Below are 15939 nucleotides of genomic sequence, written 5' to 3'. Positions count from 1 at the left end.
CTAAAATCTTGATGGGTAGGCTCATGAAAATCGTTGCAGATGAAAATCTCGCATTCACAGATTATTTCTTTTCAGAATTTGGCGATATTGATAATAAAGCTGGTCGTACCTTAAAGCATGAAGATGTGGTCGATGCTGAAGCCTTATTAGTACGTTCTGTGACGAAAGTGAATTCTGCGCTCATTCAAAATACTGCATTAACCTTTGTGGGTAGTGCAACGATCGGCACAGATCATTTGGACATTCCAGCAATTGAACAACAAAATATTCATTGGTCAAATGCTGCAGGATGTAATGCCCAAGCTGTTTCTGAATATGTTATTACTGCGTTATTAGCTCTAAATCCTCATCTTCTAGATGCTGAACAAGATTTCACTTTAGCCATTATTGGGCTGGGTAATGTCGGTTCACGACTCGCACATATGGCGAAACTATTGGGATGGAGCGTCATCGGGGTTGATCCTTTTGTACAAAGAGAAAATATTCAGCAAGTCACTTTAGATGAAGTTTTTTCAAAAGCAGATGCAATTTCTATCCATGTGCCATTAACCACTTCAGGGATGCATGAAACCCGACATATGTTTAATGCTGAGACCTTAAAAAAGCTTAAACCATCTACAATTTTAATTAATTCTGCCCGTGGGCCAGTCATTGAAGAACAAGCTTTGATTGCAGATATTCGAGCAACAGGTCGTAAAGTTGTACTAGATGTCTTTGAGCATGAACCAGTCATTACGGAAGAGTTACTGGATCTTGTGCAATTGGTGACACCTCATATTGCGGGGTATAGTCTTGAGGGTAAAGCGCGTGGTACCCAGATGATTTATGATGCTTTCTGTCAGCATTTCGGTCATCAACCTTCAAAACAGTTCGAAACCCAATTGCCTACATGTGAACAATATTTTAACAATAGTGATCTCAAGCACACGCTGAAAACTCAATTAAACCATATCTACGATATCTTTAGAGATGATCAGAACTTAAGAGCATGCCTCAAAGATGGGAAAGTAGATCAAGCCTCATTTGATCAATTACGCAAAACATATCCATTACGTCGTGAATGGGCTGCTCATGGAGGGCCTCAGGCATGACTGACTCTCTGAGCTATCTACCAACTTGCGATTTTGCTGCCATGAAAGCCAGAGCGAGGATGTATCAACAGATTCGCCAATTTTTTTTAGAACGTGATGTTTTGGAAGTGGAAACTCCAATTTTGTCTCATGCTGGAGTAACCGATGTCCACTTGGCGTCAGTTGAGGCAAGTCGTCATGTGCATGGTCATTTGAAAAAGCACTATCTTCAAACTTCACCAGAATTTGCCATGAAACGCCTGTTGGCAGCAGGAGTAGGGCCAATTTATCAAATCTGTAAAGTTTTTCGTGATGATGAACATGGCCGTAAACATAACAGTGAATTTACCATGCTTGAGTGGTATAGACCTGATTTTAGTCTCAAAGACTTAATGTTTGAAGTTACAGATTTACTCAATGTCACTTTGGCACATCGTTTTGGCGAAGTGCGACCTACGATTTTAAGTTATAAACATGCATTTATAGATCGCTTAGATCTCAACCCACTTAAATCCACATTAAAGGAATTAAAGGATTGTTGTAATCGTGTTGGGTTAAATCTAGATCTGGGTGATGATCGTCTAGGTTATATCGACTTGTTATTTTCGCATATGGTGGAACCGAGCTTAGGTTTTGATACGCCTGTATTTTTAACAGATTTTCCACCAGAACTTGCATCTCTTGCAAAAACTCGAGTTGATGAAGATGGGGAATTGGTTGCAGCACGTTTTGAGCTTTACATTGAGGGCTTAGAGTTAGCAAATGCTTATGATGAGTTGATTGATGCAGATGTATTGCGTTCCCGTTTTGAAGCTGATAATGCTGAACGCGAAAAATTAGGCTTAGATGTTATGCCAATAGATGAAAATCTCTTAGCCGCATTGCCTAAAATGCCAGAATGCTCAGGTATCGCATTAGGAATCGATCGTTTACTGATGGTGGCAACAGAGAAAATGAAATTAGAGCAAGTGATTACATTTCCTGCTGATCGCTCATAAGTTTTTTTTATCCTCAGAATAAAGGACGATCTTGAGGAGCTAATATTTTGACAAATGTCGTGCTATACGCTTTAAAACCGTGATTTAAATAAAACTGATGTGCAGGTAATCGTTCAGCACGATTACCACTACTGACCACAATTTTTTGAATACCTTGTTGACTGGCTATATGTTCAACGTGAGCCAACATTTTTTGACCAATCCCTTTATCGCGATGCGCCTGATCTACAATGAGTACTAGAATGCGAAAATACGGATCAGTACATTCCCATGATATTTCTTCAACAAAACCAATATATGCGACAACTTGTCCATGATCGATAAATACTAGGGTTGTATAACGCTCCTGAGCTTGCAACCTCATTAAACGTTCTTTCATAACTTCTGTTCGAGTTGGATAGCCAAGTTGGGTAGTCAATTCAGCGATCGCTGCAACATCATGGTTTAAATTTACAGGTTTAATCAGCATTGTCGTGGCTCTTGAAACATGGTTTATAAGTATGAATTGAAGTATGTTTAAATAATTTAATCTTTCATGTATTTTGTTTAGATAAATTTAATATTTTATCTTTTAATATTGGATTTAATTCATCTTTCCGATTTGAAGATTTAAAACAATAATCATAGGCGACTATATGTCTTTTTCTATATTTTTATCTTTTGTAATTTATACAATTGTGACATCCATAACACCGGGACCTAACAATTTGATGGTCGCAACCTCAGGAGTGAATTTTGGACTCCGTGCGACTTATGGACACATTTTAGGTGTAGCGATCGGTTTTGGGGTCATGGTGATTTTGGTTGGTTTAGGGATAGGTACATTACTGAGTCAAAATCAATTGGTTTACGAAATTCTAAAGTTGATCGGTATTGCTTATTTAATCTACTTAGCCATTAAGATTGCTCAATCAGGCTCAGTTGAATTAGATAAAACTCAAGCAAAACCCATTACTTTTTTGCAAGCTGCATTATTTCAATGGGTCAATCCAAAAGCTTGGATTATGGCAATGGGCGCGGTGACGACTTATTTAGCTGCAGGCAGTGAATTTTATTGGTATATCATTTTGGGTGTTGTGTTTGGGTTAGTCTGTATTCCATGTACGGGAGCTTGGGGAATACTCGGAGAAAAATTACAAACTTTGGTGCGTACACCACAGCATCTAAAAATTTTCAATTACAGTATGGCGCTACTATTAGTGGCTTCAATCATTAAACCAATGGTTGATTCTTTTAAATATTTTCAACAATCATTCTTTTAAAATACGATTACCTCCTGAGTCTCAGGAGGTAAATATTATGCGTTTACCAAGGATTGATGTTTTTCTCGGTGCGTTGCCAAAGCCTCGATTCTTTTTTGTATCAGCATTTCACCAATATCAGGGCCTTTGATCTCAGGCGGTAAATCAGATGCTTTAATTGAACGAACAATCTGTACCGCATCTAATACATATTTTGCTTGAGGATATTCACGGTCTTCGAGACCTAAGCGACCTTTGGCATCACATTCACATGCTTGTACAAAAGCCTCAACACGTTCAGGACGGCGTAATACATCTAAACGTTGTAATAGACGCCAAAGTGTTCCTGGTTTTAATGTAAACGCCTGATGGCATTTAAGATGTTCTTTGCACACCGCAATTGCCAATTGTTTGGTTTGGGTCGGAACTTTAAGACGTTCACATAAATCAGTCGCGGGCTGAACACCACGTTCCTCATGCATGATATGGCGAGGTAACTCATCTTTAGGCGTGAGTGCTTTACCCAGATCATGCACTAATACTGCGAAGCGTACATCCATCGAGTAGTCTGCTTTACAAGCTTGTTGTAATGACATCAAGGTATGAATACCACAGTCAATTTCAGGATGGTATTCAGGACGTTGTGGTACACCAAATAATGCTTCGATTTCTGGAAAGAGGATTTTGAGAGCATCACACTGACGAAGGACTTCGAAATAAATATCAGCATCACGTTCCATTAAAGCACGAGAAGTTTCTTTCCAAACACGTTCAGGTATAAGTGCTTGCAATTCACCAGAATCAGCCAAATTTTTCATTAAGGCTATGGTTTCTTCAGCTACTTTAAAACCATACTGATGATAGCGAGCTGCAAAACGGGCAACACGCAATACTCGTAGTGGATCCTCTGCAAATGCATCAGAAACGTGACGTAAAATGCGTTGATTCAAATCTTGAAAACCATGATAAGGGTCGAACAACTCACCATCTTCATTCATGGCCATTGCATTTATGGTCAAATCACGACGAATTAAATCATCTTCAAGGGTTACCGAGGGATCGGTAAAAAATTCAAAGCCATGATAACCATGCCCAGATTTACGCTCAGTACGAGCGAGGGCGTATTCATCTTTAGTTTCGGGATGTAGAAATACAGGAAAATCTTTACCAACAGGTTGGAAACCTTGGTTTAAAAGTTGTTCTGGTGTTGCACCGACAACGACATAATCTTTTTCATGATAGGGGTGTCCGAGCAACTGATCTCGCACTGCGCCGCCTACTAAATAAACTTGCATAAAAAACCTCTATTCTTAGCACCATCATGCATCAGAATAGAGGTTTTCTCAAGTCACAAAACGTGCCCTAAATGAAGGATTAGAGCGCGTTTTTTTCCTCTTCTTGAATTTCTGCAACAGTTAATGCAGTCATATTCACAACACGGCGCGTAGTTGCTGTCGGTGTTAAGATATGAACTGGCTTAGCCGCACCTAATAAGATTGGACCAATTGTTACATTATTTCCTGAAGTTGACTTCAACAGGTTGAATGAAATATTTGCAGCATCTAAATTCGGCATAATCAATAGATTCGCAGAACCTTTGAAGCGCGAGTTCGGGAATGCAAAGCTACGGATATTTTCATCAAGTGCTGCATCTGCATGCATTTCACCTTCAACTTCAAGTTCAGGTGCGATTTCAGAAAGGATTTCATACACTTTACGCATTTTTTGAGCGCTAGGATCAGTCTGATCAGAACCAAAACTTGAGTGCGACAACAATGCTACACGTGGAGTAATACCGAAACGACGGACTTCATCTGCTGCTAATATAGTCATTTCAGCAAGCTGTTCAGCCGTAGGGTTACGATTGATGTATGTATCTGCAATGAACAAGTTACGATCTTCGAGCATCAACGCATTTAAGGTAAAGAAAGTGTTATGACCTTCTTTTAAACCAATGACATTGCTCACGAAATCTAAATGAATATCGTAGCTAGAATACGTACCACATAGCATACCATCTGCTAAGCCGTGACGTACTAACATCGCTGCGATCAGGGTCGAACGACGACGTGATTCACGTTGTGCATACTCAGGTGTTACCCCTTTACGCATCATCAGATTATAGTAATCATCAGCAAACTTTTCGTAATCAGGATTTGTTTCTTGATCAACGATAGTGATATTCACACCATTTTCTAAACGTAAACCTAATTTCTTAATATTCGCTTCGATGACAGCAGTACGACCCACCAAGATCGGTTTTGCCAAGCCTTCGTCTACTGCAATTTGAACAGCACGAAGAACACGAAGATCTTCACCTTCCGCATAAGCAATACGTTTAGGATCAGTTTTCGCTTGAGCAAAAATTGGTTTCATCATAAATGCTGAGTTGTAAACGAACTCAGAAAGACGCTGATGATACACGGAGAAATCTTGGATTGGACGAGTCGCTACACCAGAATCCATCGCAGCTTTTGCAACAGCAGGCGCAATTTCAAGAATCAAGCGTTGATCTAGTGGGCGTGGAATTAGGTAATCACGTCCAAATGATGCAGATTTTTCACCATAAGATGCAGCATCAGCTTCTACATGTGCCATACGAGCAATTGCGTGTACGCATGCAATCTTCATTTCTTCGTTAATGGTTGTTGCACCTACATCAAGTGCACCACGGAAGATATATGGGAAGCAAAGCGCATTATTGACTTGGTTCGGATAGTCTGAACGACCCGTCGCCATGATGACATCATCACGAACTTCATGTGCATGTTCAGGCAGAATTTCAGGATCTGGGTTAGCAAGCGCGAAGATAATTGGATCCTTCGCCATGACTTTGACCATTTCTTTAGTCAAAATACCCGCAGCTGATAGACCAAGGAACATATCTGCACCAGCAATTACGTCGCCAATCTGAGAACCTTCGATATCTTGAACATAGCGTTTTTTAGACTCGTCTAAACCTTCACGTTTTTTTGTTAAGAGTCCACGAGAGTCAGCAACAATGATATTTTCTTTTTTAGCACCAAGCGCACAAAGAAGATCTAGACATGATAGTGCTGCAGCACCTGCTCCAGAAGCGACGATCTTGATATCTTCAATTTTTTTGCCGTTCAATTGCAAAGCATTTAAAAGCGCTGAACCAACAATAATTGATGTTCCATGCTGATCATCATGAAAAACTGGGATATTCATACGCTCGCGAAGTTTCTGTTCAATATAGAAACATTCTGGAGCTTTAATGTCCTCGAGGTTAATACCGCCGAAAGTCGGTTCAAGAGCAGCAACAATATCTACGATTTTATCTGGATCGTTTTCTGCAATTTCGATATCGAAAACATCAACGCCTGCAAACTTTTTAAACAGGACGCCTTTACCTTCCATCACTGGTTTAGAGGCGAGGGGACCAATATTACCCAAACCGAGTACTGCAGTACCATTACTGACGACTGCGACTAAGTTACCACGTGCAGTATAAAGCGCTGCTTTAGAAGGGTCTTTTTCAATTTCCAAACATGGCACTGCAACACCTGGGGAATATGCTAATGCTAGATCATGTTGGTTGACGAGTTGCTTACTCGGAGTAACGCTGATTTTTCCTGGCGTTGGAAATTCGTGGTAATAGAGTGCTTGCTGTTTTAAAGATTGATCGTCCATCTGAATCCCAGTTATTACAATGTTCCAGCCTTGCTGGTTTTTTGGTTATATCGGTTCGAATATACCACTAGTTGCACATTGATCACAGTTAAAAGTCGAAATTTCATACATATTTAGGACTTTGGTCTAGCCTTTATTTAATTTTTGAGAATTGATATTCATTTTGCAGAAATTGAGTGCTATCAGCGCTATTTAATGGTCTCGAAAAATAATAACCTTGGAAATAATCACAACCTTGTTTTTTTAAATATTCAATTTGCTCGATATCCTCAACACCTTCAGCAACTAATTTCATCCCCATCGTTTTCCCCATTGAAATAATTGCATCGACAATAGCATTATTTTTACGAGTGCCAATCTTTGAAATAAAGGCGCGATCAATCTTGAGTGTATCAATAGGATAGTCGGCAAGATATGCAAGTGAAGAATAGCCTGTTCCAAAGTCATCTAAGGCAATTGAGAAATTTTTATCCTTAATTTGGTCTAACAAATCAAAAACATGAGATGATTTATCTAACAATGATGACTCGGTAAGTTCAAACTCTATAAACTCCGGTTTGAGTGAGTATTTAAGCACGGCTTGATCAATAAAATTGAGAAATTCCCCACGATGGATCTGTTGCGCCACGACATTAATAGAAATTTGTAACTTATCAAAACCTAATTCATGCCATATTTTAAGTTGCTTACATGTCTGGAAAATAACAAATTTTCCGATATCTGAGATCAGACTAGTCATTTCAGCAATCGGTATAAAACGATCTGGCATGATGATGCCGTACTTTGGATGATTCCAGCGGATTAACGCTTCAAAGCCGCTCACTTGCATCGTTTTACTTTCTATCTTAGGTTGATAGTAAATTTCTAAGTCCTGATTTTTTATAGCAAGTCGTAAATCTCTTTCGAGCTCAATATCACTGCCAAAAATGGATTCAGGCTTGTTGTCATAATAATAGGCTGTGCTGCCCCCTAGTTTTTTTGCTTCTGTTAAAGCGCTTTCCGCGTGACTATTTAAGCTACCAATTTGTCTACCATGATTGGGGTAAATTGCGATACCCAGTGAGACATGAATCATGTGTTCTTGCCCATCGATGATAAAGGGTATTTCAAAGGCCTCAAGGATCTGATCGACGACTTGTTGGATCGTGTAATGACTATGATTTAAGTTGTAAATCATAGCAAAGTCATCATTATTTAAATATGAAATCAGAACAGCTTTAGAACAGGTATATTTCAGTCTTCGGGAAACTTCTTTGAGAACTTCATCTCCAGTTTGATGATTAATAAACTCATTAAAATGTCTAAATCGATCAATGTTAAGACGAATAATAGAAAAATGGCTCAGAATTTTAGATTTACTAATTAGATACTGGTGTAACTGTAAATTAAAATAAACACGGTTAGGTAAATCTGTAAGTAGATCGTAATTCTCTAAGTAGGCCATTCTTTCAAGATTTTGTTTCCGTTCAGTCAAATCTGAAATGATGCCTACATAATTTAAAATTCTATTTTTATCATCACGAACTGCATTGATATGCAGCCACAAGGTTAATATCTTTCCTGAAATAAATTCTTCTGTGACCTCAGCATCATATTGTCCGGTGAGTAACACCGTTTGAGTTATATCGGCGTGATGTTGGCTGAGTTGGGATGTGGAAGATTTGGTAATATCAAAGATGTGTTTTGAGATAATATCCTGCGGTGGGATGTTGACCAATTCACTAAAATAAGGATTAACTTCTAAAAAACACAAGTTATTGTCTAAAACGAAAACTCCTTGGGCCACTTGATTAAATACATTCGAAGCTAATTTCAATTTTTCTTGTGCTTTTTTTTCACTTTCAATGTCTTGGAAAATACCCACCATTTTAAGAGGTTTATTATTTTCAGGATCACGTGTAATAACTCGACCAATATCTTTAATCCAAAACCACTGATCTTTTACTTTAGTTCTATAATGTGCTTCAAAACGTTCAGTATTTCCTCTTAAATGTTTACGGAGCTCTTTACGATAATTTTCTTGATCTTCTGGGTGAATAAACTCGTTAATTTGATCAGTTGCACTTTGGTAATGTAAAACCTGATTACCATATTTAATGCCTGAAATTTCAATGGTTCTTTTCTCAATATTCCATAGCCAAGATGAAATTCCAGCAGTTTCATGCGCAAAATCAAGGTTAGCTTGATGGTGCTGCAGTCGATCGTTGATCTTATTAATATCGTAGGTTCGTTCAATTACTTTTTGTTCGAGTAATTGATTATGCATTTGTAATTGGCTTTCAATTTCTTTGGATTTTTCAATCTCATTTTTTAGCTTTTCTTGGAGAAGTGATGACTCCATAAGATGTTTTCTAGATTCAGATAAATAGAATTTATTGTGACTATTTAATATTCCAAGACGGCGGTACATCTTATGGGTAAGGAGAGCGCAAATAAGTAATACACCAAACCAGATATTAAAGATTAAACTAAAAACATCAGGAGTATTATCTAAAAAAAGGAAATTGGAGAGGACTATGGCCGAAGCTGAAGGCAAAAAAACATAAAGGAAGTATCTTAACCGCTGTGATAAAAATACAATAGCAAAAGTATAAACAATAGATAACATTAACCCAGCTAAAGTCAACATATGTATATCTTTGACTTCTGGATTATGTTCGGGGATAAGCTGTAATACGGTATAAATACCAATAGCTAGACCAGCTCCAGTAATTAAGCAAACCAATTGTGCCCACATGTCTAAATTAAAAATACTAATTTGATTAGATTTTTTAAAAAAGAGGGTAAAGCAAAAACAGATTAAAAGAATGGCGGTAAATATAATGAGCCAAATGGTATAAGGTATTGAAAAGCTTTTGAAATAAAAGAAGTAAATAAGTTGATTATAGATGCAGGCAAAGAGCACCCACGCTAAAAAAAAATGCAAATTAGAAGTCGCACTTTTGATCTGGCTATCGAGTACAGAGTTGGAAACATGCTCTCCCTGAACTTCACTCATAACTGGCAATACCTTAATTTTCTTTCTACTTTATTTGTATTATTTTTGAGTACGAACTTAAAAAAATATAAATTTAGCGCGACAACTCTTTTCTCCTTAAAGTACTGTCTAATTGGAAGAAAATCAATTCTATTGTGAGTTAAATCACGGAATTTTGAGAAAATATTTATTAAAATTTGTAATTTAAGATCGATAAAGCAACCACTGGTGCAGTTTCTGTACGTAAAACACGTTCACCAATACACCAATTGATAAATCCATGCTGATTTGCAGATTGGATTTCAGCTTCACTTAATCCACCTTCTGGACCAATGAGTAGCGTTATATTTGAGGAGGCATCATTTAACACATCGACCTCATCTTTATTGGGGGCTAAGACTAATTTCGTTTCAGGGAGTGTGCTATTTAACCATTGTGCCAAAGGGAGTGGAGCTAATATTTTTGGAACAATATTCATTCCACACTGCTCGCAAGCTGCAATTGCTACACCTTGCCAATGATCAAGTTTTTTCTGATCACGGTCGTACTTTAAACGCATTTCGCAACGTTCAGAGGTGAGAAGTTGAATTTCAGATACGCCTAACTCAACCGCTTTTTGAATAGCATAATCCATGCGGTCACCTTTACTCATTACTTGACCAAGTAAGGCATTAAAGTTTGGTGTGCGATTGGCTGGGTTAAATTCTTGAACTAGAACCGAGGCTGTTTTTTTATTGGCTTCAGTTAATTCAACTTGATATTCGCCACCTTGACCATTAAACAAGGTCGCTTTTTCACCGACTTGTGCACGTAAAACTTTGACCCAATGATGAAATACAGTTTCAGTCAGTTCAACTGTTGTATTTACATTAAGTTCTGCTTCAATAAAAAAACGAGGCATGTGCATTACTCTAAAATCGGTAAAATAAAAACTTCTTTTATCTTCAGTCCTTACATCAAATAAATTGAACCTAAGCTGTCGATAAAAGAAGTCAGGAGACTTATGCTAGACCGAGGTCTTTTACAAGTTGACGAGTTGGATCAGTGGTGTTCATCGTATAAAAATGCAGACTTGGTGCACCACCAGCAATGAGGCGTTCACATAGCTTTACAATCACTTCATGACCAAAGGCTTTGATTGATGCAGTATCATCACCATAGGCTGCCAGTTGCTTACGAATCCAACGAGGGATTTCAGCACCTGTACCATCTGCAAAGCGAATTAAGTTGCTTGCATTGGTAATTGGCATAATGCCAGGTGCCACAGGAATATTCACACCTTCTTTTTGAATGCGCTCTACAAAGTAAAAATACGCATCTGGATTAAAGAAGAATTGAGTTAAGGCTGCATTTGCACCTGCATTGGCTTTCTCACAAAAGCGTTTAATGTCTAAATCAAAGCTATCTGCTTGTGGGTGCATTTCAGGGTAAGCTGCAACTTCAATCTGGAAGTGGTCACCCGAATGTTCACGGATAAAGCGTACTAAATCCTGAGCATACGGTAATTCACCTAAGCCAACTTGACCGGAAGGTAAGTCACCGCGTAGTGCAACAATACGGTCAATCCCTTGAGATTTATATAAATCTAAAAGTTCAGCGATACGTTCTTTACTATCACCAATACAAGAGAGGTGAGGAGCAACAGGCGTGCCTTTGCCATTAAAATCAGCTAAAGTCGAAAGTGTACGTTCACGTGTAGAACCACCTGCACCATAAGTCACAGAGAAAAACTCTGGATTCAGCAACTGCAGTTCTTGGTGAACAACTTTAAGTTTTTCCGCACCTGCATCAGTTTTGGTTGGGAAAAACTCAAAAGAAATTGGAATCTGTTTAGACATGTTCAAATCCTTTGTACTTATTTCAGCAAAATAGAATTCAAAGAAAAGCAGGCTGTTCAGCCTGCTTGTTCAAAGATTAGTATTTATAAGCGTCAGATTTGAATGGACCTTCAACAGCAACCCCAAGGTAGTCCGCTTGTTCTTGAGTTAATTGAGTCAGAACACCACCGAAACCTGCAACCATTGCTGCAGCAACTTCTTCATCTAATTTCTTAGGAAGAAGTTCAACACGAATCGCTGCTTGTTTTTGATCTTCAGGAAGATCAGCAAATTTCTCTGCGAACAAGTGCATTTGACCTAAAACTTGGTTCGCAAAAGAACCATCCATCACGCGTGATGGGTGACCAGTTGCATTGCCAAGATTTACTAAGCGACCTTCAGAAAGAAGAATGAGGTAATCATTTTCATTTTCTGAACGATATACTTGGTGAACTTGTGGTTTAACTTCAACCCATTTATAACCACGTAAGTAGTTGGTATCGATTTCAGTGTCAAAGTGACCGATATTACAAACTACTGCACCTGCTTTTAATGTATCAAGCATTGCAGCGTCACAAACGTGGTAGTTACCAGTCGTTGTTACGATTAAGTCAGTATTTTGAAGAAGGTCAGCGTTAACGTCTTCTTTTTTACCTGTTTGTACGCCATTCTTGTATGGAGAAACTACTTCGTAACCGTCCATGCAGGCTTGCATTGCACAGATTGGATCGATTTCAGAAACACGTACGATCATGCCTTCTTGACGAAGCGATTGCGCAGAACCTTTACCTACATCACCGTAACCAATTACAAGTGCACGACGACCAGATAACAGCATGTCAGTTGCACGTTTGATGGCATCGTTTAGAGAGTGACGGCAACCGTATTTGTTGTCGTTTTTAGATTTAGTGACTGAATCGTTAACGTTGATCGCAGGCACTTTCAATGAACCGTCTTTCCACATTTCGAGAAGACGTTGAACACCTGTCGTGGTTTCTTCAGTAATACCGTGAATTTTTGCGAGTACTTCTGGGTATTTTTCATGAACAAGCGCAGTTAAGTCACCACCGTCGTCCAGAATCATGTTGGCATCCCAAGGCGTACCATTTACATTAATTTGTTGTTCAAGACACCACATGTATTCTTCTTCAGTTTCGCCTTTCCAAGCAAATACTGGAACACCAGAAGCTGCAATAGCTGCCGCAGCGTGGTCTTGAGTTGAGAAAATGTTGCAAGATGTCCAACGAACTTCAGCACCAAGCTCTACCAAAGTTTCGATAAGAACAGCTGTTTGGATTGTCATGTGGATACAACCCAAAATTTTAGCACCAGCAAGTGGTTTAGCCGCAGAGTAACGCTTACGCAGACCCATAAGGGCTGGCATTTCAGCTTCTGCAAGTTTGATTTCTTTACGGCCGTAGTCAGCAAGTGAAATATCGGCAACTTTATAATCTGTAAATGAAGCATTAACCGCGTTCATCACGATCTCCTTATAAAAAACAAAAATTGATCATTATGTTCGCGGATGCCGTTGTTGGTCCATCTGAGCAGATTGACCGATCGTCGAGCCTGGCGCTTTTACATTTTGTACTTGTAAAACGTCGCAGCATCCCTCGACTAGGGCAGTATTGTACTTATAAACTTGCGAATTTCCAATGTTAAGTTGGTTATTGGTGATTCAAAGTATTTCAATTAAATCGCGTCAACTTCAGATTCCGATGATATTAGAGATTTTATTTTCTGTGCTTTTTCAAAGTGGTCAAGTTTATGTTTCATGATCCACCAATGAGCTACTTCCATGAGTGCATCGGGGTCATTATTTTTATTTGAAAAGAAAGCATAAAATGACAAACCTACAGATTCTCCCTTCCGATCGATTTTTTCATCACAAATTCGAATAATTTTGTCTTTGATTGATTTATTTTGGCAACGTATTAGAAATTTAATTTAAAATTTTTATCATTCAATCTATCAAGCTTTCATTAGTGTAATGTTGAGAAAATGTAGGATTGAATAATTTGGGCTATAAATAAACCGATTCCGAAGTTTAAATGTGCCACTAAGCTATTTTTTATGCTGATCCATTGATTGGGCGTTTTACTCGCAAAGAAACCAAATCCAAGAATAGGTTGCATCACCAAAAATGGGATAATAGCAGTTGAAAGTCCAAATAAAATAGAAGATATAAAAGCTTCCAAAGTAGTATGTGAATTATCGATATAAGTATAAATTAAAGCGAAAAAAATACCGGTTATATAATGAAATACCCAACCCGTAATGTATTCAAATTTGTGTACAGGGGCTTCGGTAATATTTCTGTATACGTATTTTTTATTTTTAACTAAAAAGAAAAACCTACCCAAATAAGCATAGTTAAATGAGGGGATTTTAAAAATCATCGCTCTTGCCCAACCTAAAAAATCCATAATTAAAGTAGCGCTTAGGCCTAAAGCTAAAATATAAATTAAAATATTCATGAAAGGATGACTCTCTAATTTAAGTCATGCTAGTGTGCAACTTAAAGCTAACTTGAAGTCAAGGTGCATTAATGGAAATAGATATAGGTGATCTAGCTGATCGGACAAATACTTCAACTGCCACGATTAGGTTTTATGAATCAAAAGGACTTATTCGATCTATTGGAAGGAAAGGGCTTAGAAGACAGTATTCATCCCGAGCAATACAGAATATCTCATTAATCAAGATCTTCCAAAATGGTGGTATGACGCTGAGCCAAATTAAAAATATGGCAATTGATCATGAAAAAATTAAAATTAAAAGAGATCAAGTTAGGGAAGCAAAAAACGAAATCAAAGATAAAATTGAGACTTTAAATAACTTACTCTTAATTTTGACACACGTTGAAAAATGTCCATACGATGACCATTTACAATGTCCAGACTTTTTGAAACTTTTAGATGAGTGAGCTTGAATTTTGTATTTAATTTCTTAAATTTTGAAGAAGATTATTTGTTATAATTGATAGCTCAATAAATAATATATATTTTTGATGGAAATTCCCGAAGAACTCGCCAATCTAGAAGCCAATGCTGGTATTTATGCCGTATGGATGCTCTTTCAACATCTTGGGTTAGACCCAGACATTGAACAACTAAAAGAAGTCTGTGGTTATGTAGAGGGTGATGGAACGACCACGATCGGTCTAGCGGTGGGACTTAAAAAATTTGGCTTAGATGTGGAATTTACCACAGATGAAGACAATGCACTTCAAGAGCAAGAAAAGCTAAGTTATTTAGAAGCTGAAAAACTTGCGCTAAAAATATCCCCCGCAATCAGCTATCAAGATATTCAAATCGCATTTGATGCCAATAAGTTCGTGATCGTGTATTACGATACTTTAGAAGGCATTGGTAATCATTCCTTGATTTATGACATCAATGAAGAGGAAATCTGCTTTTTTGATAGCTTTGAAGCAATGCCTAAAAAAGTATTTGAACAGCAAAGGGCAGTAGACGGGATCTGTAGACAAGCCATCATCGCTGAAGTTAATTAATATCTAAAAGTAAGTCACTATCTTATAGTGGGTTGCTATTTTAAGGTATGTTATAGTTTAAAAAGATCTAAAGTAGTTCATTAAAAAGCCTTCAATCATGAAGGCTTTTGAGTCAAAAACGAGATTTATCTTAAGTGCTTGATTGAGCCTTTTCCTGCCAATAATCAGCTTTTTCCTCGTTTACATCCACACCTAAACCATGTGCATAGATGGCAGATAAATCACGCATTGCTTGAGTATCACCAAGTTCAGCGGCTTGAGTCACCAATTCAACAGATTTTTGTACATCTTTTTCGACCACATTACCACGACGGTAATAACCTGCGAGCTCTAAAATCGCAGCAGCATGTTGATGTTTACTTGCTTGCGTGAGCCAGTTAAAACCGTACTCAAAGTTTAGTTTTGCATCTTCAGGATCTTCTTCTAAAACTTCTTTTGCATAATGGGTATAACCTTCCCCTAACCAGTACATCGCTTCGACATGACCCAATTGACCAGCACGTAAAGCCCATTCTTCTGCAAGCGCAATGTCTTCATCATGTTCACTCGTCATATAAAGTTCAGCAAGTTCAAATTGAGCAGCGGCATTACCTGCATGAGCACGATTTTCGAGAGCAATCGGGACGGTAACACGTTTAGTCATAGTGGGATTCCATGGCTTCAAAGCG

General features: G+C 38.1%; 15 protein-coding genes. 5 read left to right on the top strand and 10 right to left on the bottom strand.

Annotation, left to right across the window (positions count from 1 at the left end):
• Positions 1–23: 23 nt before the first annotated feature.
• Both AC1M9J_RS01600 and epmA read left to right on the top strand, forming a co-directional pair.
• Positions 24–1091 (top strand): 4-phosphoerythronate dehydrogenase, encoded by a 1068-nt coding sequence (locus AC1M9J_RS01600; RefSeq protein ID WP_481595606.1) that lies wholly within the window; start codon positions 24–26, stop codon positions 1089–1091.
• The gene (gene epmA / locus AC1M9J_RS01595) at positions 1088–2068 is read left to right on the top strand and encodes an EF-P lysine aminoacylase EpmA (protein ID WP_481595605.1); all 981 of its coding nucleotides are present in this window, start codon (positions 1088–1090) and stop codon (positions 2066–2068) included. The genes AC1M9J_RS01600 and epmA overlap by 4 nt, the downstream gene beginning before the upstream one ends.
• 13 nt (positions 2069–2081) lie before the next feature.
• Here the strand turns inward: epmA and AC1M9J_RS01590 are convergent, their stop codons facing one another.
• Complete coding sequence (locus tag AC1M9J_RS01590; protein WP_481595604.1) at positions 2082–2537, bottom strand: GNAT family N-acetyltransferase; 456 nt, start codon at positions 2535–2537, stop codon at positions 2082–2084.
• Between the two features lie 166 nt (positions 2538–2703).
• Here AC1M9J_RS01590 and AC1M9J_RS01585 point away from each other — a divergent pair, with 166 nt between their 5' ends.
• A complete protein-coding gene (locus AC1M9J_RS01585) occupies positions 2704–3330 on the top strand; it encodes a LysE family translocator (protein WP_481595603.1) in 627 nt (208 codons plus the stop codon).
• Positions 3331–3365: 35 nt separating this feature from the next.
• Here AC1M9J_RS01585 and AC1M9J_RS01580 read toward each other — a convergent pair whose 3' ends face one another.
• The 8 genes from AC1M9J_RS01580 to AC1M9J_RS01545 all read right to left on the bottom strand — a co-directional run bounded on the left by AC1M9J_RS01580 (position 3366) and on the right by AC1M9J_RS01545 (position 14234).
• Complete coding sequence (locus AC1M9J_RS01580) at positions 3366–4604, bottom strand: multifunctional CCA addition/repair protein (protein WP_481951738.1); 1239 nt, start codon at positions 4602–4604, stop codon at positions 3366–3368.
• A 79-nt stretch (positions 4605–4683) separates the two neighbouring features.
• Positions 4684–6963: an NADP-dependent malic enzyme gene (locus AC1M9J_RS01575; RefSeq protein WP_481951737.1), complete on the bottom strand. Its 2280-nt coding sequence runs from the start codon at positions 6961–6963 to the stop codon at positions 4684–4686.
• Positions 6964–7096: 133 nt separating this feature from the next.
• A complete protein-coding gene (locus AC1M9J_RS01570) occupies positions 7097–9961 on the bottom strand; it encodes an EAL domain-containing protein (RefSeq protein WP_481591307.1) in 2865 nt (954 codons plus the stop codon).
• Between the two features lie 169 nt (positions 9962–10130).
• Positions 10131–10841, bottom strand: a complete 711-nt coding sequence (locus AC1M9J_RS01565) for a 16S rRNA (uracil(1498)-N(3))-methyltransferase (RefSeq protein ID WP_481591308.1) — start codon at positions 10839–10841, stop codon at positions 10131–10133.
• A 100-nt stretch (positions 10842–10941) separates the two neighbouring features.
• Positions 10942–11778, bottom strand: a complete 837-nt coding sequence (metF, locus tag AC1M9J_RS01560) for a methylenetetrahydrofolate reductase [NAD(P)H] (protein ID WP_035266512.1) — start codon at positions 11776–11778, stop codon at positions 10942–10944.
• 76 nt (positions 11779–11854) lie between these two features.
• Positions 11855–13237, bottom strand: a complete 1383-nt coding sequence (gene ahcY / locus AC1M9J_RS01555) for an adenosylhomocysteinase (RefSeq protein ID WP_481588499.1) — start codon at positions 13235–13237, stop codon at positions 11855–11857.
• 212 nt (positions 13238–13449) lie between these two features.
• Entirely contained in the window at positions 13450–13692 is a 243-nt protein-coding gene (locus tag AC1M9J_RS01550) for a DUF6500 family protein (RefSeq protein WP_481591343.1), read from the bottom strand.
• A 47-nt stretch (positions 13693–13739) separates the two neighbouring features.
• A complete protein-coding gene (locus AC1M9J_RS01545) occupies positions 13740–14234 on the bottom strand; it encodes a DUF2938 family protein (protein ID WP_481591309.1) in 495 nt (164 codons plus the stop codon).
• Positions 14235–14305: 71 nt separating this feature from the next.
• On the opposite strand from AC1M9J_RS01545, the gene AC1M9J_RS01540 reads away from it, so the two are divergent.
• A complete protein-coding gene (locus AC1M9J_RS01540) occupies positions 14306–14683 on the top strand; it encodes a MerR family transcriptional regulator (protein WP_092766006.1) in 378 nt (125 codons plus the stop codon).
• Between the two features lie 84 nt (positions 14684–14767).
• On the top strand, positions 14768–15271 hold the full coding sequence (locus AC1M9J_RS01535) for a cysteine peptidase family C39 domain-containing protein (RefSeq protein ID WP_481951736.1): 504 nt from the start codon (positions 14768–14770) through the stop codon (positions 15269–15271).
• Positions 15272–15401: 130 nt separating this feature from the next.
• Here AC1M9J_RS01535 and AC1M9J_RS01530 read toward each other — a convergent pair whose 3' ends face one another.
• On the bottom strand, positions 15402–15914 hold the full coding sequence (locus AC1M9J_RS01530) for a tetratricopeptide repeat protein (protein ID WP_035265647.1): 513 nt from the start codon (positions 15912–15914) through the stop codon (positions 15402–15404).
• Between the last annotated feature and the right edge of the window lie 25 nt (positions 15915–15939).

Source organism: Acinetobacter sp. ANC_7588, from assembly GCF_056783995.1.
The sequence above is the reverse complement of the archived record's forward strand: the minus strand, read 5'-3'. Positions and strand labels throughout refer to the sequence as shown.